General features: G+C 57.8%; 34 protein-coding genes and 1 pseudogene. All 35 read left to right on the forward strand.

Translation table 11 applies throughout. The features are described 5' to 3' along the window. The first annotated feature begins 35 nt into the window (after positions 1-35). Positions 36-251 carry a hypothetical protein gene (locus Q0Z69_RS01785; protein ID WP_298029272.1) on the forward strand — a complete coding sequence of 72 codons (216 nt, stop codon included), beginning with the start codon at positions 36-38 and terminating at the stop codon, positions 249-251. 3 nt (positions 252-254) lie between these two features. Beyond that, complete coding sequence (locus tag Q0Z69_RS01790; RefSeq protein WP_298029274.1) at positions 255-455, forward strand: hypothetical protein; 201 nt, start codon at positions 255-257, stop codon at positions 453-455. Continuing rightward, the gene (locus Q0Z69_RS01795) at positions 452-754 is read left to right on the forward strand and encodes a hypothetical protein (RefSeq protein WP_298029276.1); all 303 of its coding nucleotides are present in this window, start codon (positions 452-454) and stop codon (positions 752-754) included. Before Q0Z69_RS01790 ends, Q0Z69_RS01795 begins: the two co-directional genes overlap by 4 nt. Before the next feature lie 12 nt (positions 755-766). After that, positions 767-1,504 (forward strand): mucin-5AC, encoded by a 738-nt coding sequence (locus Q0Z69_RS01800; RefSeq protein ID WP_298029278.1) that lies wholly within the window; start codon positions 767-769, stop codon positions 1,502-1,504. A 347-nt stretch (positions 1,505-1,851) separates the two neighbouring features. Continuing rightward, positions 1,852-2,661 carry a hypothetical protein gene (locus Q0Z69_RS01805; RefSeq protein WP_298029280.1) on the forward strand — a complete coding sequence of 270 codons (810 nt, stop codon included), beginning with the start codon at positions 1,852-1,854 and terminating at the stop codon, positions 2,659-2,661. Positions 2,662-2,672: 11 nt separating this feature from the next. Further along, complete coding sequence (locus Q0Z69_RS01810) at positions 2,673-3,059, forward strand: hypothetical protein (protein WP_298029283.1); 387 nt, start codon at positions 2,673-2,675, stop codon at positions 3,057-3,059. Between the two features lie 14 nt (positions 3,060-3,073). After that, positions 3,074-3,619: a hydrolase gene (locus tag Q0Z69_RS01815; RefSeq protein WP_298029285.1), complete on the forward strand. Its 546-nt coding sequence runs from the start codon at positions 3,074-3,076 to the stop codon at positions 3,617-3,619. Between the two features lie 398 nt (positions 3,620-4,017). After that, the gene (locus Q0Z69_RS01820) at positions 4,018-4,656 is read left to right on the forward strand and encodes a Holliday junction resolvase RecU (protein ID WP_298029287.1); all 639 of its coding nucleotides are present in this window, start codon (positions 4,018-4,020) and stop codon (positions 4,654-4,656) included. Positions 4,657-4,761: 105 nt separating this feature from the next. Continuing rightward, complete coding sequence (locus Q0Z69_RS01825; protein WP_298029289.1) at positions 4,762-5,220, forward strand: hypothetical protein; 459 nt, start codon at positions 4,762-4,764, stop codon at positions 5,218-5,220. 7 nt (positions 5,221-5,227) lie between these two features. Then, positions 5,228-5,440 carry a hypothetical protein gene (locus Q0Z69_RS01830; RefSeq protein WP_298029291.1) on the forward strand — a complete coding sequence of 71 codons (213 nt, stop codon included), beginning with the start codon at positions 5,228-5,230 and terminating at the stop codon, positions 5,438-5,440. Positions 5,441-5,454: 14 nt separating this feature from the next. Further along, positions 5,455-5,694, forward strand: coding sequence for a hypothetical protein (locus Q0Z69_RS01835; protein ID WP_298029293.1), 240 nt, complete (start codon positions 5,455-5,457; stop codon positions 5,692-5,694). Positions 5,695-5,723: 29 nt separating this feature from the next. Beyond that, positions 5,724-5,813: pseudogene (locus tag Q0Z69_RS01840) on the forward strand (adenine methyltransferase); the annotation flags it as partial. A gap of 52 nt (positions 5,814-5,865) precedes the next feature. After that, the gene (locus Q0Z69_RS01845) at positions 5,866-6,147 is read left to right on the forward strand and encodes a DNA N-6-adenine-methyltransferase (protein WP_298029419.1); all 282 of its coding nucleotides are present in this window, start codon (positions 5,866-5,868) and stop codon (positions 6,145-6,147) included. Beyond that, positions 6,144-6,395 (forward strand): hypothetical protein, encoded by a 252-nt coding sequence (locus tag Q0Z69_RS01850; protein ID WP_298029425.1) that lies wholly within the window; start codon positions 6,144-6,146, stop codon positions 6,393-6,395. The genes Q0Z69_RS01845 and Q0Z69_RS01850 overlap by 4 nt, the downstream gene beginning before the upstream one ends. After that, positions 6,392-6,799 (forward strand): ASCH domain-containing protein, encoded by a 408-nt coding sequence (locus Q0Z69_RS01855; RefSeq protein WP_298029295.1) that lies wholly within the window; start codon positions 6,392-6,394, stop codon positions 6,797-6,799. The genes Q0Z69_RS01850 and Q0Z69_RS01855 overlap by 4 nt, the downstream gene beginning before the upstream one ends. Further along, positions 6,796-7,401 carry a hypothetical protein gene (locus Q0Z69_RS01860; RefSeq protein ID WP_298029298.1) on the forward strand — a complete coding sequence of 202 codons (606 nt, stop codon included), beginning with the start codon at positions 6,796-6,798 and terminating at the stop codon, positions 7,399-7,401. Before Q0Z69_RS01855 ends, Q0Z69_RS01860 begins: the two co-directional genes overlap by 4 nt. A gap of 19 nt (positions 7,402-7,420) precedes the next feature. Beyond that, a complete protein-coding gene (locus Q0Z69_RS01865) occupies positions 7,421-7,909 on the forward strand; it encodes a hypothetical protein (RefSeq protein WP_298029300.1) in 489 nt (162 codons plus the stop codon). Positions 7,910-7,948: 39 nt separating this feature from the next. Next, positions 7,949-8,860 (forward strand): DUF5131 family protein, encoded by a 912-nt coding sequence (locus Q0Z69_RS01870; protein WP_298029421.1) that lies wholly within the window; start codon positions 7,949-7,951, stop codon positions 8,858-8,860. After that, positions 8,857-9,093 carry a hypothetical protein gene (locus tag Q0Z69_RS01875; protein WP_298029302.1) on the forward strand — a complete coding sequence of 79 codons (237 nt, stop codon included), beginning with the start codon at positions 8,857-8,859 and terminating at the stop codon, positions 9,091-9,093. The genes Q0Z69_RS01870 and Q0Z69_RS01875 overlap by 4 nt, the downstream gene beginning before the upstream one ends. A 44-nt stretch (positions 9,094-9,137) precedes the next feature. After that, entirely contained in the window at positions 9,138-9,914 is a 777-nt protein-coding gene (locus Q0Z69_RS01880) for a ParA family protein (RefSeq protein WP_298029304.1), read from the forward strand. Then, complete coding sequence (locus Q0Z69_RS01885) at positions 9,911-10,129, forward strand: hypothetical protein (protein ID WP_298029306.1); 219 nt, start codon at positions 9,911-9,913, stop codon at positions 10,127-10,129. The genes Q0Z69_RS01880 and Q0Z69_RS01885 overlap by 4 nt, the downstream gene beginning before the upstream one ends. Positions 10,130-10,174: 45 nt before the next feature. Next, positions 10,175-11,404, forward strand: a complete 1,230-nt coding sequence (locus Q0Z69_RS01890; protein ID WP_298029308.1) for a ParB N-terminal domain-containing protein — start codon at positions 10,175-10,177, stop codon at positions 11,402-11,404. Positions 11,405-11,408: 4 nt separating this feature from the next. Then, complete coding sequence (locus Q0Z69_RS01895; protein ID WP_298029310.1) at positions 11,409-11,792, forward strand: hypothetical protein; 384 nt, start codon at positions 11,409-11,411, stop codon at positions 11,790-11,792. Next, positions 11,789-12,262 carry a hypothetical protein gene (locus Q0Z69_RS01900; protein WP_298029312.1) on the forward strand — a complete coding sequence of 158 codons (474 nt, stop codon included), beginning with the start codon at positions 11,789-11,791 and terminating at the stop codon, positions 12,260-12,262. The genes Q0Z69_RS01895 and Q0Z69_RS01900 overlap by 4 nt, the downstream gene beginning before the upstream one ends. A 196-nt stretch (positions 12,263-12,458) precedes the next feature. Further along, positions 12,459-13,394 carry a phage terminase small subunit gene (gene terS, locus Q0Z69_RS01905; RefSeq protein WP_298029314.1) on the forward strand — a complete coding sequence of 312 codons (936 nt, stop codon included), beginning with the start codon at positions 12,459-12,461 and terminating at the stop codon, positions 13,392-13,394. Positions 13,395-13,555: 161 nt separating this feature from the next. Next, the gene (locus tag Q0Z69_RS01910) at positions 13,556-14,059 is read left to right on the forward strand and encodes a hypothetical protein (protein ID WP_298029316.1); all 504 of its coding nucleotides are present in this window, start codon (positions 13,556-13,558) and stop codon (positions 14,057-14,059) included. Further along, on the forward strand, positions 14,040-15,860 hold the full coding sequence (locus Q0Z69_RS01915; protein ID WP_298029318.1) for a phage terminase large subunit family protein: 1,821 nt from the start codon (positions 14,040-14,042) through the stop codon (positions 15,858-15,860). Before Q0Z69_RS01910 ends, Q0Z69_RS01915 begins: the two co-directional genes overlap by 20 nt. After that, positions 15,861-16,103 carry a DUF6148 family protein gene (locus Q0Z69_RS01920; RefSeq protein WP_298029320.1) on the forward strand — a complete coding sequence of 81 codons (243 nt, stop codon included), beginning with the start codon at positions 15,861-15,863 and terminating at the stop codon, positions 16,101-16,103. A 19-nt stretch (positions 16,104-16,122) separates the two neighbouring features. Continuing rightward, positions 16,123-17,676, forward strand: a complete 1,554-nt coding sequence (locus Q0Z69_RS01925) for a phage portal protein (RefSeq protein ID WP_298029322.1) — start codon at positions 16,123-16,125, stop codon at positions 17,674-17,676. After that, the gene (locus tag Q0Z69_RS01930; RefSeq protein WP_298029324.1) at positions 17,627-18,784 is read left to right on the forward strand and encodes a head maturation protease, ClpP-related; all 1,158 of its coding nucleotides are present in this window, start codon (positions 17,627-17,629) and stop codon (positions 18,782-18,784) included. Before Q0Z69_RS01925 ends, Q0Z69_RS01930 begins: the two co-directional genes overlap by 50 nt. 14 nt (positions 18,785-18,798) lie before the next feature. Then, complete coding sequence (locus tag Q0Z69_RS01935; RefSeq protein WP_298029326.1) at positions 18,799-19,137, forward strand: hypothetical protein; 339 nt, start codon at positions 18,799-18,801, stop codon at positions 19,135-19,137. Further along, a complete protein-coding gene (locus tag Q0Z69_RS01940) occupies positions 19,134-19,520 on the forward strand; it encodes a hypothetical protein (RefSeq protein WP_298029328.1) in 387 nt (128 codons plus the stop codon). Before Q0Z69_RS01935 ends, Q0Z69_RS01940 begins: the two co-directional genes overlap by 4 nt. A gap of 39 nt (positions 19,521-19,559) precedes the next feature. After that, complete coding sequence (locus Q0Z69_RS01945) at positions 19,560-20,615, forward strand: major capsid protein (RefSeq protein ID WP_298029330.1); 1,056 nt, start codon at positions 19,560-19,562, stop codon at positions 20,613-20,615. Continuing rightward, positions 20,615-20,956, forward strand: a complete 342-nt coding sequence (locus Q0Z69_RS01950) for a hypothetical protein (RefSeq protein WP_298029332.1) — start codon at positions 20,615-20,617, stop codon at positions 20,954-20,956. The genes Q0Z69_RS01945 and Q0Z69_RS01950 overlap by 1 nt, the downstream gene beginning before the upstream one ends. Next, positions 20,953-21,522, forward strand: a complete 570-nt coding sequence (locus Q0Z69_RS01955; RefSeq protein ID WP_298029334.1) for a hypothetical protein — start codon at positions 20,953-20,955, stop codon at positions 21,520-21,522. Before Q0Z69_RS01950 ends, Q0Z69_RS01955 begins: the two co-directional genes overlap by 4 nt.

A 21,522-nucleotide genomic window follows, 5' to 3' on the forward strand; every position in this document is an offset into this window, starting at 1 on the left:
GACGTATGAGGTTTCCCGGAAGGGCGGTGCGAAAGATGAAGGGAAATGAAGTCAAAGCCGCAATGATGGAGGAAGCGCCGGTTGTTTTCAACGGGATTGTCTACCCGAAAATAACGGCGGTCATCTATCGCAAGGCCCCGGACGGGGTGAACGTCCGCGTCACGCTGGAACTGTTGGACAAGAACCGGCGGGCCGTCGTTATTGCGGAGGCCGAACGCGTCGAGCGGGCGCAAGTGCTTTCGGAGGCTTGACGCATGGACGCGGCGGGAATGAACGCCCGAATTCAAGGGCTGATCGAGAGAGCGGAAGAGATCGGGAAGCGGCCCGCGCCTATGCGGGGCGGGAGCATGAACGATCTTGTCGAGTTGCGAAGGTTGCACGACCTTATCGCGGAACGCTGTATTGAGGCTTTCAAAGCCGGACTTCACTTTGAAACGGAGGTTAAAGAGAAATGACACAGACACAGGCGCGGACAAGGGCCGCGACCGTTCGAGCGGGACAAGCCCGCGCGGAGCGGTACAAGGGCAAGCGCCGCCGGGCGCTGATCGTGAACGTGCTGAAATATGCCGTGCTGACCGCGGCGGGAATCGCCCTGTATATCGTGGGCGCGCGGTATGCCTACGCGGAGCGGGGTTATTTCGCAATCGGCGGGGAGGCGCTGGCCCTCTTCCTCCCGGTCATCTACTACGCCGCCGGGCAGACCGTCCGGGACGTGTTCAGGGACGTAAAAAACGGCTACAAGCCGAAATATTAAGGGGGATTCACCATGATAACGAAAAAATATCAGCTTTGCGCCGTGGACGCTGGGGCGCGCTTCCTGTATGGGGGAATCGAATGGGTCAAGCTGACGACCGCCCGCGGCGACGGAGGGACGCTGGCCATTGCCGCGAACTCCGTTTTCAACCGGGCGTTCGACGATGACAACTGCAACGACTGGCGCGCGTCCAGCTTGCGCCGGGAGTTGAACGGGCCGTTCCTTGACGCGCTGGTTGCGGAGGGCGCGGACCGTGACGCTTTCATGGAGTTTGAAAGCGACTTGACCGCCGACGACGGAATGACGGACTACGGGACCGCGACGGACCGGGTGGCCCTGCTGACGTGCGATCTTTACCGGCGCTTCCGCCGCCTGATTCCCCTTGTGGACGAATGGTGCTGGACACTTACCCCGTTTAGTTGCCTCCCGGAATATCGGAATTATGCCCGCCTCGTCGCTTCCTCCGGCACGCTGCTCGACAGCAGCGCGTACGACGGCTACTACGGCGTTCGCCCGCTTTGTAATTTCAAATCTGGAATCTTGGTATCTGTCATCGACGAAGAGGCGACCGCGGAAGAGGCCCGGCAAGATACCATCGGCGAAGCCGCCGACGCGATCTTGCAGACGCTGGACGAATTCGACCCGGAAATTCGGGGCGACGCAATGGCCGCGGCCCTTGCCCGTATGTTCGCGGAAGTGATCGACGCGCAGAAAAGCAGAACCGACGAAACCGGCGCGGCGGAGGGCTGACCCCCTCCCCGCCGCCGCAAAAACAGCATAAAAGAAACCGCCCCGCCGGGCCTCCCACAGCCCGGCGAAGCGGATTCCGCCGATGAAAAAATATCATCTATCAACCTATCAAAAGTATAGCACAAATCGGCGGAAAAGTCAACAAAAAACGCCGTTTTAATGCGGCGTGGCGGGCTTGTAATGGGTATTATCTTTCCTGCAAAGCCTTGTCACGCTGAACAGCGAAAACCGGGGGTCATGGGGCCGGGGGTCCCGCTCCACCCTTCCCCGTCATTGGGGGCGCAGGAAGGACCGACACGCCCGCTTCATCTTTCACAGAAAGAGGGTGAAGCGTTGTGCGAAGTTTCATGCGAGAAAAGAAAATCTTTTGCGGGTCACAATATCGGGAAGTCGATATATTCCCCTATTCGGACGCGCAGAGGACAGCGGCCAGCCGTGGGAAGCGGTCAAAGAAGGTCCGGGAATCGGAGCCGAAACAAAAGAACCTGAACGACAAGAACGCCCGCCGGTATTTCACCCAGCAAGCGAACTTGAATTTCGGGGATGACCCGGACGCGTTGCACGTGACGGCCACGTATGGCCGGAAGTATCTTCCGCCGACCATTGAGGCCGCGGAAAAGGAAGTGACAAACTACCTCCGCCGGGTCCAGTACACCCGGAAGAAAGAGGGGTTGCCGCCCCTAAAATATATGCTTGTCACCGCGTACAGCACCGGGAAGGACGGGGAAAAGCCGGTTCGGATTCATCATCATATCATTATGTCCGGCGGGCTTGACCGCGACACCGTGGAAAGCCTATGGAGGAAGCGGAAGCGAAAGGGACAGAAACAGGGGGACAAGATCGGCTTTTGCAATGCGGACAGGTTGCAGGGGGACGAAAACGGAATCAGCGCCCTTTGCACCTACCTTGTGAAACAGGCCGCGGGGAAAAAGCGTTGGTCCTCTTCCCACAACCTCGAAAAGCCGCAAAGCCGGACCAACGACGGGCGGTACAACCGGCGGCAGATCGAGAAAATCGCACGGGAGCGACCGGGCCGGGCGTTTTGGGAACGGAAATATCCGGGCTGGACCCTGACGGACGACGTTTACGGGGTCACATACGAACACAACGATTTAACGGGCTGGTCAATCTATCTGAAATTGAGGAAAAAGGAATAGGGGGTGCAGACATGGGAACGCGAACGCCTTACAGGGAATGCCCGCGGTGCGGCGCACACATCGACGCGGGCGAAATATGCGATTGTCACCGGGAGCGGGACGCGGAGGACCGGGAGGCCCAGGCCCCTTCCGCCGGGCCGCGAATGAAGCTGATTGCCGTTTGCCGGGAGGTCAACAAATACACCGGGCAAGTCGCCGTTTACAAGATCGAAAAGGAGATCACCGGCGAGGACGTGCGGAACCTTGCAATCCGGGCAAAGCTGAACCCGGAATTGCGCTATTTCACGATGATTTCCGACCGCTGGGAGCGGTTCGGGGAAGCAATCGCGGGGATATTGCGGCGGCGGACGGTCACGGCGGCGGACGTGGACCGAATCGGCGGAATCGTTGAACTATGAAGGGGGAAACCGACATGACGAACGAACAGAGGTTCAGGGAAATTTACACAACGCAGATCAGCCGAGCGGGAGCGCCGGACCTTTTGAGGTGGCTGGAATCGACGGACTTTTTCAGCGCCCCGGCCTCCACGAAGTTTCACGGGGCATATCCGGGCGGGCTTGTCGAACACAGCTTGAACGTGTATTACGCCCTGATTGCGGACCCCTCCCGCCCCGGAGAGCCGGAAAGCCGGGCAATTTGCGCCCTGCTTCACGACGTTTGCAAGGCGAACTATTACGAGCCGACGGAGCCGGGCGCGGACGGCGCGCCGCGGTACAGGGTCAAAGACCGCTTCCCGTTCGGCCACGGGGAGAAATCGGCGTTCCTGATCGGGCGGTTTATGCCGCTGACCGATGAAGAGGCGCTGGCAATCCGCTGGCACATGGGGGCGTATGATGACGCGGCCCGCGGCGGGAGCCGGACACTTTCGGAGGCAATGAGCAAATCGCCCCTTGTGTACGCCCTCCACGCCGCCGACATGAAAGCGACGGAGGACGAAAAGCGGAGGGGCCGGGAATGAACCGGGCGGAATATGAGCGGAAGCGGGTATTCCGGCAAGGCGAACTTTTGAAAAACTGCCCGGAAGGGCCGGGGATTGACCGGGATATATGGAACCTCGAATACATGATAACGGAAATCCGCCCCGGTTCGCTGTCATGGCGGAACGGTCACATTCAGTCGTTACGCCGGGCAATTCAGGCGCTGGAGCGGGAGAAAGGGGCGGCGGATTATGGATAGAACGGAACGGCCCGCGGCGGGGCCGCTGACCTGTTGGAAGTGCGGGCGGGAGATCACCGCGATTCTCCCGTGTCCCTATAACCGGCGGGGGCTTTACACTTGCGAAGCCTGTTGCGAGGAATGCCACGAATCAGAACCGTTCCCGTGCCGGGAGTACGACCGACGGAAAGCGGGTGAAGTATGCAGATAGACCAAAAGAAGCTGGCCTTGCAGTATCAAAACAAGGTCAACAACGCGCAGGGGCATTCGTTCGAGGGGTACATAAAAGCCGGGTGCGTGTTCTACGACCAGCGGGGGCTGGCCACGGTTGACAAAACCCCGGAACCGTTCAGGGTTCTAAAGAAGCTGGGGAACGGGATATTCAACGGGAGGTTCACGGCCCGCGCCCAGCCTGATTTTCAAGGGACGCTTGCGGGCGGGCGGTCAATCGTGTTCGAGGCGAAATATACCACGACGGACCGCATGACGCGGGAAACCGTCACCGACGAACAGCAAAAGGCCCTTGCACAGCACGCGGAGCGGGGCGCGCTGTCCGCGGTATGCGTGGGAATCCGAAACGACTTTTTCTTTGTGCCGTGGGAGGTATGGCGGGACATGAAAAAGCTGATCGGGCGAAAGTACGTGACGGCGGCGGACCTCGAAGCGTTCCGGGTTCGGTTCAATGGCGCGGTCCTCTTTTTGGACTTCACGCACGAAGCCGGGCGGCGGTGGATTCATGGCAACCCAAACACGAAAGAATGGAGGTTCGGCGGGAATGGGACAGAACAGGAAGCCAACGCGGAAATTGACGGTCCGGGTCACACCGCAGACGGCGTATAACCTCGAACGGATTATGCTGATTGCCGGGTTGAAGTCGCCCGGACGGGTGGTTGACAAGCTGGTTCGGGAAAAAATGCTGACCTTGCGGGGCCGCGGGGAATAACCGTGTTTGACCTGAACCGAATTTACAACGCCGATTGCATGGAGGCAATGCGAGAAATCCCGGACAAATTCTTTCAACTTGCGATCACGGACCCGCCGTATGGAATCGGCCACGACGGACAGCGGAAGCGGGTTCACGACAACGTAAAGCACAACCGCAAATTTCACGCCCGGAAGGGCTGGGACAAAGAACCGCCGCCGCCCGAATACTTCCGGGAGTTGGAGCGGGTTTCCGAAAATCAAATCATTTTCGGTGGGAACTATTTTGTCCCTTCCCTGAACCGCGGCACGCGGGGCTGGATTGTTTGGGACAAGGGCCAGCACGGGCTTTCACAGTCCGATTGCGAACTTGCGTATTCGTCGTTCGATTGCCCGACGCGGGTTGTCGTCATCAACCGGGCCGCGTTGCAGAGCGACGGGGGAAACCATACACCCGACGCAAAAGCCGGTCCGCCTGTATAAATGGATTTTGGGGAACTACGCGCGCCCCGGCGACAAGATACTTGATACACACGCCGGGAGCGGGTCAAGCTGTATTGCCTGTTATGAAATGGGCTTTGACTTCCTCGCATTCGAGGCGGACCCGGATTACTGGCAAGCCGCGTCGAAGAGGCTTGCCGGGGTCATGGCGCAAATACGGTTTCAGGACTTGGAGAACATCGGACAAGAAACACTTTTTTGAAGGAGGTTTTTTCAATGGCAGTTATCTTTTCGAGTTTTTGGACGTGGGCCGGAACGGTCATCCTGATTCTGGCCGTCGGCGGGGTTTTGCAAAACATCGTCGCCGCCGCCGCAAAGAAGCCGCCGAAACGGAAGATCACCGGCTGGGCAATCGGGGAGCGGCGGCACATCGAGATTGAAGGGGCAACGGAAGTTGACGTGCTTTCCGCCCTGAACACGTGGAAAGAGGGCAAAGAGAAAGAGGCGGGCCGATGATGAATGCCGCGCTTTTGTCCAGCAAGAAAATGGACTATTGCACGCCGCAAGAATTTTTCGACCGGCTGAACGAAGAATTCGGGTTCACCCTTGACGCGGCGGCGACCGCGGAAAACGCAAAATGCCCGGCGTACTACACCCCGGAAACCGACGGGCTGAAAAGCCCGTGGAATGTTGCGGGGGGGTCCTGTATTCTGCAACCCTCCGTATGGGCGCGATCTTGGCAAATGGGTTCGCAAGGCGTTTCAAGAGGCACAAGCCGGAACAACCGTTGTTCTGCTGATTCCGGCCCGGACGGACACGACGTATTTTCACGACTACATATACGGGAAAGCAGAAATCAGGTTTATTCGCGGGCGGTTGCACTTCACAGACGAAGCGGGCAACGCATACCCGCCCGCCCCCTTCCCGTCAATGGTGGTTATCTACAACGGAAAGAAGGAACAGGAATGAAGATACAGACGGCCCGCGCCGCCGACGGCGCGCCGCTGAACCTGATTCCGGGGACGATCTTTGACGCGGAGGACCGGCACAGACAGCGGAGCCGGTACAGGTTCGAGCGTTGGGACCCGTCGAGCGGGACGCATAGGGCGTTCAAGTTGTGGAACCTGACGACCGACACGCCGACGGAGGTTGAAGCGGAGTGGTTCGCAAATCGGAAAATCACGGTCATTCCGGGAGAGGGGGCCGCGCCGGTATGAAAGCCTTTACGGTATTTCAGCCTTACGCGTTCGCAATCGTCGCCGGGCTGAAAGGGTACGAAACCCGCCCGCGGCGGACGAACATTCGGGGCCGCGTCGCGGTCCATGCGGCAAAGCGCATTTGGAGCGTCGAGGACATGGAGATTCTTTATCACCTGTTACCGGCGGACTGGCCGCAAGATTTCGGGGCCGTGATCGGGACCGTCGAAATTGTCGATTGCGTCCCCGTTGAAGAGATCGTGGACAGCCTGACGGCAAGTGAAAAGCTGTTCGGCGACTATTCGCCGGGGCGGTTCGCGTGGGTCCTGAAAGACCCCGTGCGCTTTGAAAAACCGATTCCGGCCCGCGGGAATCAAGGCTGGTGGAATTGGGAGGAACCGGCGGAAGGGAGCGAAACGCCGTGAAAATGAAAAAGCTGGTTGCCCTATGCAAAAGGACCGGGATTTTCCGACTGTTCGACAAGATCGGAGAGGGCGGCGAACTTTTGGGGAAATGGATGGGCGACGGTTACGCGGCCTACCCGCTGAACGGGATTCCCGTACTGGACGAAGAAACCCTTTGCGCCGTGTTCGACATAACCGAAAAGCAACGGGAAAAATTCAGCATTCGGCGGGTTGAAATGCCGGAAACAGTGAACTTTGACGACACGGACCCGGCGGAACGGCTGATAACGGAAGATGACGTTTCGATCATATACAGCGGAATTGAAGTGAAGCCGCTGAAAACGCGAAGCGGAATCATCTTCATTCAAAGCAAGTATTTGTTGCCGTTGGAGGACGTGCTGGAGGTAACACAGCTATTCGAGAGACAGACCGCGGACGGGCTTTCATACATCGTCGCAAAAACCGGGTTGCTGATTGCCGCGGTGATATTTCCTTATAGCGTCGTGGATGACCGTTTCGTTGACCGCCTCGAAGAGATCACAGAGGCTTGCCGCCGGGCGCTGAACACCCAGCAGAATATCAGACCGGCGGAACAGGACACGGACCAAACACAAATATTCTGATTCGAGCGGGTGAAAAAATATGAACTATCAACCGAAAGTCGTAAAATGCCGCCTGAAAACGGGCGGGAAAACCATTCAGGAAATCCGGGAGCGGTGCGCCGGGCAGGGCATGACATACCGGGATTTCGAGAATATCCAGCGCGCGAATGAGTATTTCGACGGCCTGATTATTCGGGCGACCCTTTGGGAGTACGACCAGCACAGCGGTTATCACTTGCAGGACTGGAACGCGCCGGACGACGAAAAAATGATGATGGCGCTTTACTATTCCGAACAGGTCCACCCGTTCCCCCGGTACAAAAACGACCTTGAAAAATTCAAGGCGGATTGGGCGGCGGAGAAATACGACCCCGGCGCGGCTATTGTGTTTCACCCGGCGGACGTGGAGGAAATCGAAGTGATTTCGGAAGAGGTCATACCTCCGCCGGAACCTCCCGCCCCGGCGGAGCCGCCCGCGGCCCCCTTCCGCAAGGCGAAGAAGCGGCGGAAAAAGCGCCGCCGGAAGTGAGGCGGGAAGAATGCCGCGGGAATACACAACTTGCCGGGAATGCCCGTCTTTCGGGAAATGCGCCGGTTGCGCGCACGGGAGGCGGGACAAAGAACGGAAGATCATTTGCACCATCGGGGACCGCCGCGGGCCGCATACGCGCTGTTTTTCCTGCTTGAAGCGGTCAAGGTGCAAGAAAGCGAGGTTCAGACAATGAATAAACCCATCTATGCCCCGAAAGGGCGTGCGGGCGAATATGGGGAACTTGCCGTGAACATCTATACCGGGTGCAATCACGGTTGTTCCTACTGCTACGCCCGGAAGATGAAAGAGCGGTGGACAAAAGCGGGCGAAGATTGCGGGTTTGACAATCCGAAACCGCGGGCCGGAATCGTCGAAGCCGTCCGGCGACAGTTGGAGCGGGAGAAGATGACCGGGAAAACAATCTTCCTTTGCTTCACGTGCGACCCATACCCCGCCGAAATCGACACGACACCGACGCGGGCCGTGATTCAGGCAATCAAGGAATCCGGGAACCATGTAAACATACTGACGAAGGGCGGCTTGCGGGCGGAACGGGACTTTGATTTGCTGGATTCCGGGGATTCGTTCGGGGTCACGTTCACAACAAACGACTATTTCAAGCCGTCGGCGGCGGAGCCGAACGCCGCGCCCGCGCTGGAGAGGCTGGCGGGGTTACAGGCGGCGAAATGGCAGGGGGTCAAAACGTGGGTTTCTTGCGAACCCGTCATTGACCCGGAAGCGGTTTTTTCACTGATTCAGGCTTGCGATTACATCGACCTTTTCAAGATCGGGAAGCTGAACTATGCGGAAGCGCCACCGGGAATCGTCGAGATCGGCGGCTGGGGAGCGTTCGGGAGAAAGGCCGAAGAGATTTGCCGGTATCATGGGCGGAATTACTACATCAAAGAGGACTTGCGGGCCGAAATGGAGCGGGAGGAACAGAAATGACGGAAGCGATCTTGCAAGCGGTTTTGAACGGCGTGTACGTGTCGTTCACCCCGTCAACGGGGCCGAATAACCGCGTCGAAGGGGTCCGAATCGGCGTACAGGCGCAGACGTGGAACGGCGTTTGCAACCTGAACCGCATTTTGCCGCTTGTCATGCTGACGGACGCGGCGGAAGGGGCGGAAGCTGTATTGTCCCGGACGGTTTCGGAAATGGCGGCGGAGGTCCGCAAATAATCACCCGCCGGGAGCGGGAAAAATCGAAATAGGAGGTTTGCGCGGTGAAAACAATATCAATCATCAACCTAAAAGGCGGCGTTGCAAAGACGCTGACCGCCGACAGCATGGCCCACATCCTCGCAACGTATCACGGCGCGCGGGTTCTGCTGATCGACAACGACAAACAGGGCAACACGTCAAAGGCGTTCGGGGTTCATTCCTACGACGACAAGAGCATTTCGGACGTTCTGACCGCCCGGCGGCTTGACCCGTGGGAGGTCATCAGGAAAACCCGGTTCGAGAATATCGACGTAATGCCCGCAAATATGACCCTGATTCGGGCGAACATGGAAGTTTTGATGGACAGCACGCGCCCCCAGCAAACGCGCCTCCGCGCCGCGCTGAACACCATTGCGACGGAAAATTTTTACGATTACTGCATTATCGACAACGCCCCGGATATAAACATTTCCACGATCAACGCCCTTGTCGCCTCCGACGAAGTGATTATTCCGATCAAGATTGACGAATACGCCTTTGACGGGCTGGCGGAACTGAAAGAGCAAATCGACAATACGCGGGACGACCTGAACCCGCGGTTGCGGCTGGCCGGTTGCCTGATTACCTGTTTTCAGCGGACGGACGCGGACAGGCAGGGCGAAGCGTGGTTGCAGGACAAGCCCGAATACCCGGTTTTCAAAACGCACATTCGCTATTCGGAGAAAGTCACCGAAAGCACCTTTGCGAAGTCGCCCATTGCGGAATACAGCCGACGGAGCGCCGCGGCAATGGATTATATCGCCTTTGTGCGGGAGTATTTGGGGAGGGGCAAGGCATGATCGAAGAAAAAGAGGCCGTCCCCGAATACTGCAAAAACAACAAAGCGAAGATTCGCGCGTATCAATGCGAAATTTGCGACCATTTGGACGTTGACGACTTCACGGACAAGCGGTTTTGCGGCTTGGGGTATTATCCCGGTTGCGGGTGCGCGGAGGAATGCCGAAAGGCATTCAGGCCGATAAAAGGACGCGGAAGAATCGGCGTTCATTGCTGATTGTCCGATTCGGACAGAAAGGGGCGCAAAATGGGAAAATTCAACTTGAATCAGATTTTGAACGACGCTTCACGGAAAGCCGCCGCGGGCGGTGAGCCGAAAGCGCGCCCGGCGGAAGCTGAAATAAAGAAAATCAGCGTTTATGACCTTGTGCCGTCGGAGGACAATTTTTATTCCATGCGGGAGATCGACGAACTGAAAACGGCAATCGAAGTCGCCGGAAAGGTCCTGCAAAACCTTGTCGTCGTCCCGCTCGAAGCCGGGAAATACAAGGTCATTGCGGGACACCGCCGCCGCCTTGCTTCCCTTGCCCTTGTGGAAGAAGGGAAACCGCAATATGAATTCTTGCCGTGCGCCGTGGAGCCGAACGAGGCCGCGGCGGAAGATCAGGAAGTACGGGACGGGTTCTTGCTGATCGTGACGAATTCACAGCGGGAAAAGACCGCATGGGACCGAATCGAAGAAGTGCGGTATATGCGGGAACTGTTGGAGAAAGCGAAAACGAAACCACGGTTCGTCGAAGCCCTGCAAAACATCGTCGCAACCGTGTTCAGCGGCGGCGACGTGCAGTTTGACGGGACGCGGGATTTCCTCGCAAAAGTGCTTCACACCAGCCCGGCGCAGATCGGACGGTATGACGCGATCATTCGGAATCTGCAACCGGCGTTCGCGGAGGAATTGCGGGCGGAGCGAATCAATGTTTCGGCGGCGTATGAGTTGTCCGGCCTGACGGCGGAGCAACAGGCCGCGGCGTTCCGGGAGTATCAGCGGACCGGCGCAATTTCCATCAAGGACGCGCGGGCGTGGAAGCCGGACACGGCGGAGCGGGCAGAAACCGCCCCGCCCCCTCCCCCGCCGGTCACGGCGGAACCGGCGGAGCGGGACACGCCGCCCGCGGTTGCCCCCTCCCGGCCCGCGCAGGACGCGCAGGAAGCGCCGGAAGCGCGCGGACGGGTGGAAGGACCACCCGCGCGGGAAACGCCCACGGAGGCCCACGGAGGGCCGCAGGAAGGGCCGAAAGAGCCGCCCGCGCAGGAAGCGCCCGCGGAAGAGCCGACGGAACCCGCGCCGGAACCTCCAGCACCGGCGGAGCCGCCCGCCTCTTCCCCGCCCGCGGCGGAGCCGACGGAAACGGAGGCGGAACGCGCCGTGAAGCTGATAAACGATTTTCTTTCCTACTGCATGAGCAAAGCGGAAATCGGGGAGCCGTCGAGAGATTGGGACAAAGACGTTCACGCGCTTTTGTACGTCCTGAACCGGCTGGAAGAGGGGTGAACCGATGGACGACGGGTACAAGCTGGAAAAGGAACCGCGGGAATACTTTGAATCGCCGCCCGCGAAAAGCGGCCTTGCGGAAATCCTCGAAGCGGCTGGCATTTCGGCGGAGAGGCTGGCGGAGATCATCGGGGAACTTGCCGACGCGCTTTCCGCGGTATTCGGAAAGATTGATGATATATTCGACGACCTGAAAGAGCAATGCGCGGAGGCGCTGGAAAAGGCCGAATGGGGCCGCCAGAACCGGCGGGAAAACCGGGAGCGGGCGCGGTTCATGGAACAGCGTTACAGGGCGGAGATCAGGCGGCTGGAGCAACGGAGGTTCGCCCGCCGTATATGGAAGCCTCCCCGCGGCGGAGGAATAGGAACACGGAGGAACAGGCAATGAAACGCGAAAAAGTCATTTCGATTCTGCATTATTACCGGGATATTCCGAAAAATATCAAGCTGAACGAGCGGGTTATAAAAAACCTCGAAGATCAGTATTATAACACGCTGGGCGGAATGAAAATGGACGGTATGCCCCGCGCGAAGGGCGGAACGTCAAGCCCGGTTGAAAACGTCGTTTTGAACGTCCCGCGTTCGGTTGTAAAGACCATCGAAGAAATCCGCCGGGACAACGCCCGCATGGAGCAAATCAGGGGGGAAATTCTTTCGGAGTTGAACCGGCTGGCGTTCAGCGAAAAAGCGGTTGTTTTGGGGTTCTACATAAACGGCCAGCAATGGGAACAGATTTCGGAACAGGTCAATTACAGCCCGCGGCAATGCCGCAATATCCGCGCCGCCGCCCTCGATCATTTGGCGGAGCGGTTCGCCCGGAACAAGGCGATTTCGCGGTATCAATTCCCGCGAAAATAAGATTGCCACCCATTGCCTGTTTTTTCTGCTAAAATGGGTACAGTGAAAAGATTGTAAAACGATTCGGGGCGGCGATTCCTCCCGCCGCCTCGAAGCCTGTAAACGGGCCTTGTTTTTTGCAAGGTCCGTTTTTTGCGCGCTTCCGCGGGAACGCGCAGGGCGAAAAATGAAAAACAAACGAAGGGAGGTGCGGAGCGTGGCAAGAGAGCGGAACCAGGCGCGGGAAAAAGCCCGGAAAATTTGGCTTGATTCCGGCGGCACGATGACGGCCCGACAGGTTGCGGAGGCCGTCGGCGGGACGAAGCCCGAACAGGTCCGAAAATGGAAGAGCGCGGACGGGTGGGCGAAAACCCTTGAAGAGAGCAAGCCGCCCCGGAAGCGCGGCGGACAGCCGGGCAATAAGAACGCCGCGGGAGCGGGCGCGCCGCCGGGCAATAAGAACGCCGAAACACACGGGGCATATTCTACGGTCCGCATTGCAGACCTTCCCCCGGAACAGCGGGAGTATATCGAGGCGATCACCCTTGACACCGAAAAGAATATGCTTGCCGAACTGCAATTACTGTTCGCAAAGGAAATCGACCTTCAAAGCAAAATCGCCGCCGTGGAAAAGGCCGGGGCGGACGTTATGTATATAGACCGAACCGTTGAAGTGCGGACACCGAAAGGGCAGGAAAGATTACAACAGCAATTAGAAAAGCTGGAAGCCCTGCAAAAACAACAGGACGATCTATTGTGGGAAATGGACGGGGAAAAGCCCTCCACGACCTCGCAAAGAAAGAAGCTGGACAAACTGCAACGGGAAATCGCCGCGTTGCAGGACATGACCGGGGACCGGCAAAGGGACCTTGAAAAGCAAGGGTACAACGTCGGAACTGTAACGGTCATCAAGGGAAGCGCGTTCGACAGGGTGATGACGCTTGAAGCGGAGTGGAACAAAGTACACGGGCGAATCATTAAGCTGTTGGATTCTATCAAGGGATATGAACTTGAAAGCCGACGCGTTCGCCTCGAAGAACGCAAGTACAATCTTGCGAAGCAGAGGCTGGCGGGCGCGTTCGAGATAGACCCCGACACGGGCGAAATCGACGACGAAACCGACGACGGCGGCGACGACGGCCCGGAAATTTGACCGCGGGCGCGGGTCCTTTTGGCGGAATTTCCGGGGTGCGGGTCCGTCGAGGCCCGGCCTATCTTTAGCTACGAAAAAATTTTTTCCGCTTCCGGGGTCCGGGGATTTTTTTATATGGGGGGAGGTTCGGCGGAAAAGACGTTGGAGGGGGGCGAAAACCCGTGAAACTTTACGACACAAAGGCCGTCGCGCGGTTTTTGGACGTGTCGGAACGCCGCGTGCGACAGTTGCGCGACGAAAAAGTGATTGTGGAGGCCCGCCCCGGCCTGTACGAACTGATCGACACGAACCACAGGTATATAAACTACCTCCGCCGCCGGAACCCGGAAAGCGAAGAAGTCATTGACTATAACACGGAGCGGGCAAAGCTGGTCCGGGCGAAGCGGAAGAACGAAGAATACGAATTGCAGTTGAAGGAAGGGACGCTTCACGCGTCGGAGGACATAGAACGCGTTATGAAGGATATGCTGGTAAACTTCAAATCGCGTTTGATGGCGATTCCGGCGAAACAGGCCCCCATACTTGCGAAGAAATCTGACCGGGCGGAAATATTCGCCCTGCTGAAAGAAGAGATCGACGAAGCCTTGCTTGAACTGTCCGACTTCAAAACGGCGTTCGGAGAGGACGGGGAAAGGAGGCCGGACGATGAAGAAAGCGACGGTTGACCTTTTCACGCAGATTTTTTCCGTGCTTGCCCCTCCCCCGGACATGACAATTTCGCAATGGGCGGACGAATACCGGCGGTTGTCCTCCGAATCGGCGGCGGAGCCGGGCCGCTGGCGCACGTCGCGCGCCCCATATCAACGCGAGATCATGGACGCGGTTTGCGATATGCGGGTGCAAAAAGTCGTCATCATGTCGGCGGCGCAGATCGGCAAAACCGACGCGCTGATTCTAAACCCCATCGGCTACTATATGCACTATGACCCGTCGCCGATTATGGTAATGCAACCGACGATTCAGCTTGCGGAAACCTTTTCAAAGGACCGTTTAACCCCTATGTTGCGGGACACGCCGGTTCTACGGGGCAAGGTCAACGAAAAGTCGCGGAACAGCGGAAACACGATCTTGAAGAAGTCGTTTCCGGGCGGTCATGTCACGATGGTGGGCGCAAACAGCCCGTCGGGGTTGCGGTCCCGCCCGATTCGGATTCTGCTTGCGGACGAAATCGACGCATACCCGGCGACCGCGGGCAATGAGGGCGACCCCCTGTTGCTTGCGACGAAGCGGCTTGCGACGTTCTGGAACAAAAAAGAAGTATGCGTTTCCACGCCGACGAATAAGGAAACGTCCCGAATTGCCGTCGAGTTTGAAAACAGCACACAAGAGGAATGGAACGTGCCTTGCCCGGCGTGCGGCGCTTACACGCCGCTTTCGTGGGCGAACATCGTTTTTGACCGGGACAAGCTGGACGAAATCGGGTGTACTTGCCCGGCGTGCGGCGTGGTTTCGTCTGAAACGGAGTGGAAAGAGCAAGCGCAAAAGGGAAAATTCATTGCGAAATACCCCGAACGGAAGGTTCGGGGATTTCATTTGAACGCCCTTGCTTCCCTGTTCGTTGAATGGCGGGAGATCGTCGAAAAATTCCTAACCGCGAACGAAGAAAAGAAAAAAGGCAACGTCGAACTGCTGAAAGCGTGGACAAACCTTGAAATGGGGGAAACGTGGGAAGAGGACGGCGAACAGATCGAAACCGACGATCTTTACAAGCGGCGCGAACGGTATAATTGCGAGGTCCCGGAAGAAGTGCTTGTTTTGACGGCGGGCGTTGACGTGCAGGATGACCGCTTTGAATTGGAGGTTGTCGGCTGGGGCGTGGAAAAGGAAAGCTGGGGTATTCGGTATCAGGTTATCCGCGGCGACCTGAAATTGAAGCCCGTTTGGGACGAACTCGACGCGTTTCTATCCCAAACCTTCACGACCTCCGACGGGCGGCGGCTGAAAATCACGTGTACTTGCGTTGATTCCGGCGGACACTTCACGACGCAAGTTTACAGGTTTTGCAAGGACAGGACCGCCCGGCGCGTCTTTGCAATCAAGGGCAAAGGCGGCGCGGACGTGCCGTACTACAACAAACCTTCAACGGCGAACATCGTAAAAGCGCCCCTTTTCACAATCGGAGTTGACACGGGCAAGGCGATCTTGTATCAGCGGCTGGCCGTGCAGGAAGAGGGGCCGGGCTATTGCCATTTCCCGCGGGACAAAGACCGGGGGTACACACCCGAATACTTCCGCGGCCTGACCGCCGAAAAAATGGTTATCACGTACAAAAAGGGAAAGGCACAATACGTCTGGACCATGAAAGACAGCGGGTACAAGCGCAACGAACCGTTGGACGTGCGGAACTATGCGACTGTTGCGCTGGAGATTGCGAACCCGGTTTTGAAGAAGCCGGACGAAAACGCCCCGGCCCCCGCGCCGAAACGACGCGGACGACGGCCCCGGACGAATGGAGGGATTTTCTAAATGGCGTTGAAAAAGACGCGGCTTGAAACAGCCCGGTATCACCTGAACGCATGGCTGGAAGCCGAATTGGAGGTAACGACACATCAAAGTTACACCATCGGTTCGCGGAGCCTGACGCGGGCGAACCTTGCGGAGATCAGGAAGCAAATTGAATTCTGGCAGAACGAAGTTGACCGGCTGGAGAACATCGAAAAGAGCGGAGGGCGGAACCGGGTATTCCGCGCCGTGCCGCGGGACCTATGAAGAAGGGCGGTGAAGCGGTATGAATGCGCTTGACAGGATGATTGCGGCGGTTTCCCCGGTCCACGCCCTGAAACGCGCAAAGGCCCGGCGGGGCCTTGAAATCATGGACAGCGGGTACGGGAATTCGGGAGCGTCCCACACGAAAAAATCGCTTATGGGGTGGCTTTACGGCGGCGGGTCCGCGAAAGAGGATATACAAGATAATCTTTCGACCCTCCGCCAGCGGTCCCGTGACCTATACATGGGCGTTCCCCTCGCAACCGGCGCGCTGAAAACGTGCCGAACAAACGTCGTCGGAACCGGCCTCCGCCTGAAAAGTCAAATCGACTATGAGGCGCTGGGCATTGAAGAGAGCGAAGCCCGGAACCTCGAACGGCTGATTGAACGGGAATTCGCTTTGTGGGCTGATTCCCCGGCGTGCGATTTGGAGCGGCTGGACAACTTTTACGAACTCCAACAGCTTGCATTTCTAAATTGGCTTATGTCCGGCGACGTGCTGGCCACCCTCCCGGTCACAAAGCGGGTGAATATGCCTTACGACCTCCGAATTTGTCTGATCGAGGCGGACCGATTGAGCAACCCGAACGGGCTTGCCGACCCGCACATTGTCGGAGGCGTGGAAACGAACGCCGCGGGCGAAGTCGTGGCCTATCATATCAGCAAGCACCACCCCTTGTCCTACGACATGACAGAAACCGGGTGGACGCGGGTTGAAGCATGGGGCAAGCGGACCGGGCGGCGGAACGTGCTTCACATTATGAACCGGGAGCGAATCGGACAGCGGCGCGGCGTGCCGTTCCTTGCCCCGGTCATTGAGGCATTAAAACAGCTTGGGCGGTACACCGACGCGGAGTTAGTCGCCGCCGTCGTGTCGGGAATGTTCACTGTTTTCATCGAAAAGGAATCCGCGTCGAGTGAAAACCCGTTCGGCGAAGTCATCCCGGAAGAAGCACAGGTTGACGCGGAGGACGACAGCACGATTGAACTTGCCCCCGGCGCAATCGTGGACCTGAACGAAGGGGAAAAGGCCCACGACATGAACCCCGGACGGCCAAACACAGCGTTTGACGGGTTCGTGGTTGCCATTTGCCGACAGATCGGCGCGGCCCTCGAAATCCCCTACGAACTGCTGGTAAAGTCGTTCAATTCCTCTTTCACGGCCTCCCGCGGCGCGCTGTTGGAGGCGTGGAAAATGTTTCGTATGTATAGGACATGGCTGGCGGCGGATTTCTGCCAGCCGATCTATGAAGAGTGGTTCGCGGAGGCCGTGGCAAAGGGAAGAATCCCCGCGCCCGGCTTTTTCACTGACCCGATCAGGCGCAAGGCTTACACAACCGCGGAATGGAACGGACCGGCGCAAGGGCTTTTGAACCCGGTTCAGGAAGTTTCCGCGGCGGAAAAGCGGGTGCAAAACGGCTTTTCGACCCGCGCACGGGAGGCCGTCGAAATGAACGGGTCCGATTATTACCGAAATGTCGCGCAGTTGCGGCGCGAAGAAAAAGAATTGAAGGAGGCACAAGGAAATGTCGAAGGACCGCAAACCGGGAGCGGGAGCAATCAACCCGCCGAATAACCGGCACTTTTGGGAATTCCGCGCGGCGGCGGAGGAAAACGACCCGCCGGAACTTATCCTTTACGGGGATATTGCTTCCTCCACGTGGTGGGGGGATGAAGTCACCCCGCGGGAATTCTCCGACGAACTGACCGCGCTGGGGAAGGTCCCCGAAATCGTGGTGCGAATCAACAGCGGCGGCGGCGACGTGTTCGCCGCGAACGCGATTTACACCCGGTTGAAGGACAACCCGGCAAAAATCACCGTGAAGATCGACGGCTGGGCCGCGTCCGCCGCAACAATAATCGCAATGGCGGGCGACACAATCGAAATCCCCGGCAACGGGGTTTTCATGGTCCACAACGCGAAAATGGGGCTGATCGGCTATTACGGGAAAGCCGAACTTGAAAAGATGATGGAGGAAATCGGGGTTATCAATAATTCCATCGTCAACGGGTACGCCCTGAAAACCGGGAAGAAGCCGGAAGAAATCGCCGCGATCATGGAGGCGGAAACGTGGATGGACGGCAAACAGGCCGTCGAAGCGGGGTTTTGCGATAAACTTATGTTTGAGGACGCGGAAACCACCGTTGAAAACGCCCGAAAAGTCATCGTCAACAGCGTTTCCGTGGACCTTGAACGCTTCCCGAATATGCCCGTTTCGTTGTTAAACCGCCTGACGGCCCACACGTCCGGCGGTTTTTCAAATAACAAAAATCCAAAAAAAGACACCGAAAAGGAGCGACAGGACATGAAGAACGAAGAGATCAAAACCGTTGCGGACCTGAAAGCCGCTTTCCCGGACCTGACCGCGCAGATCGAGCGGGAGGCGACGGCGGCGGAGCGGAAGCGCATTCAGGACATCGAGGACGTGGCGCTGGCGGGCTTTGAAAACATCGTGAACGACGCGAAGTTTGCGAACCCCATTGCCGCGGGCGACGTTGCGAAAGCGATTGTCGCGGAGCAGAAGAAACAGGGCGGAAAATACGTCGCTGACCGCGACGCGGACGCGAAGGAAAGCAACGCCGGGAACGTGGGGACCGGCGGCGGACGCGAGGGGACCGGCGGCGACAGCGCGCAAGCGGAGATCGACGCGGCCATTGACGCGCTGTTTCCCGAAACGAAGTAAAGGAGGATAACACCATGTACGAAGTCAAGACAGACAGCACCGCCCCCGTGAACGTGTTTGCCGGGGAATACCCCGTTGCGACGGAGGTTGTCGCAACCGACGGGAAGATTCGCAAGCTGGCCCCCGTCGTGCTGGCGGAGGGCAAGGCGAAGGAGGCCGACGCAGAGAGCAAAGACAAGGTGTACGGCATTGCGGCGGCGGATTCCACCGACGGCGCGGTTGTCGTCTACCTGACCGGCGAATTTTTCGCCGAGGCGCTGACGTGGCCGGAAGGGGTCAAGTCCGCGGACGTGAAAGAGGCGTTCCGCAAGATCGGAATTTTCCTGAAAGGAACCGAAAAGGCGGACCCTTGACAGGGCGTGACCGTGTTTCTGTTCCGCCGACGGGACACGCCTTTTCTGATTTGGGCGGAAAAACGGTTGGAAGCCTGATTGGAGGAACCGCAAAGATCACTTGGGACGGACTGAACGGGGCCGTCACCGGGGAGATCAAAAAGGTTGAATCGTGGCAGGAATTCAACCCGAATAACCCGGAAGAGCAATCCGGGCATTATTTCCCGGTCAAACTTGCGGAGCAATACACCGGCGAGGAAATCACCGTGCAGGGCGCGGCGGAAAAGAAAGCAACGGACTTGTGGTGGGTCCTCCGCGTTGACGTGACAAAGAAATTCACGTTCAAGGCGCAGGGCGAAACCCTGTTCACACTGAACTTTTCCGGCGCTGAAATGGCAAGTTGACCCCAAAACACCAAAAAATAAAATTGGAGGACTGAAAAAATGGCTATTGAAACCGACATTTACACCCCGCGCACGCTGGGCGGCATTATCCGGCGTATGCCCCCCGTGCGAACCTTTTTCCGCGATACCTTTTTCAAGAACCGCCGGACGTTCGTTACGAAGAGCGTTGACGTGGACTTTGTGAAGGGCGGGCGCGCCCTTGCCCCCTTTGTTCACCCGAAAATCGGCGGGAAAACCATTCTGAACAGCGGGTACGAAACGAAGTCTTACACCCCGGCCCTGCTGGCCCCTAACAAGGTGACGACCGTTGACGACCTGTTGAATCGGAGCGCGGGCGAAAACCCGTACAGCGGGCGGACCCCGGCGCAAAGGGCCGTGGAGAAGCTGGCGGAGGATTTGCGGGAGTTGAACGAAATGATCGTTCGCCGCGAAGAGTGGATGGCCGCAAGCGCGATCTTCACCGGCAAAATCCCCGTCATCGGCGAAGGGCTGAACGAGGAAATCGACTTTTCCTTTACCAACACCGAAACCATCGTGACCGACAATCTGAAATGGAACAAGGACACGTCCGACCCGCTGGGCGACCTTGAGCGGTGGCATACCGCGGTTCAGAAAAACGGTTTCGTCAACTGCAACATTTGCGTGATGGCGGCGGACGTGGTAACGGCGTTCATCAACCACCCGAAGGTCAAGGACGTGCTGGACACCCGTTCTTATGACATTGCGGTGATTGCCCCCCGTATGCTTCCCAGCGGCGTAACCTACGTCGGGACCTACAAGAAGCTGGGGCTGGACATCTACCAGTACAACGAGTGGTATCTGGACGACTGGACCGAACCCGACAGCCCGGAGGAAAAGCCCCTTGTCCCCGCCGGTCATCTTGCTATGCTGTCCACCGCCGCGCTGTATTCCATCTACTACGGCGCAATTACCTTCATCCCGGAAGAGGGCAAGGGCTTTGTCACCGTGGAGGCCGACAAAGCACCGCAAACGTGGATTGAGCGCCGCCCGGACCGGCGCTTTTTGCAGATCAACAGCGCGCCGCTGACCGTGCCGCATGAGGTGAACAGCTGGTACGTTGCGAAGGTCCTGTAATGGGAATGAACTTCAAAGCGCAAGTCGAACGGGACTTGACGCGGATATTTCACAACAGCGCAGAAATGGCGGACGACCTCGAATTTTGGATTGACGGGACCCGGTACAAAGGCCCCGTTATCTTCAATAAAGGCGGCGTGAAAGGCCGGGAAAAGCCGTCCACGGACCACGCGGACGGCATTTCCCGCGTCGAAGCGGTGCTTTATGCGCCGCTGTCCCTGCTGAAAAAGATTCCGAAAGAGGGGTTGCCCGTGGAATTCGGGGACACCTTTTACACGATCACCGCAACCGACGTTGAAGCCGGGGAAGTCATCATGTATTTGGGGGCGTATATCGAATGATCGAAATTGCGCAAGAGCAAATCGACCGGGTGCGGGAAATTCTTTCGGAGGTCCCGAACGGGCTTGAAAAAGCGTTGCGGAGCGTCATTCAGCGTGCGAACAGCACCGTTCGCACGGAAACGGTAAAACAGATTACAAGCGTGTATGCCATATCACGGCAAAATGTACGGGCTGAAACGAACATCAAAACGAAAATTCAGACCATAGACGGCGGAATCGTGGGGACAATCACTTTCGCCGGGTACAAAATACCGCTTTATCGTTACAGCGTAACGCCGACCGTTCCGACGCAGGGCGCAACCGTCAAAGCGAAAATGTTAAAAAGCAACTCGCAAACGCCGTTTGTTCACGCCTTTATTGCAAGAATGAAGAATACGGGACATACAGGCATATTCGAGCGGGAGCGGAAAGAACGATTGCCCGTTAAAGAGATCATGGGGCTTTCAACCGCGACAATGGCCGACAATTCCGTTGTTTTGGAGAAAGTCGAAGAGAAGGTTCAAGATACCATAAACAAACGGATAGAGCATGAAGTAACCCGGATTTTGAACGGCTACGGAAGGTAA

This window comes from uncultured Dysosmobacter sp. (assembly GCF_947631165.1).
Classification (GTDB): domain Bacteria; phylum Bacillota; class Clostridia; order Oscillospirales; family Oscillospiraceae; genus Oscillibacter.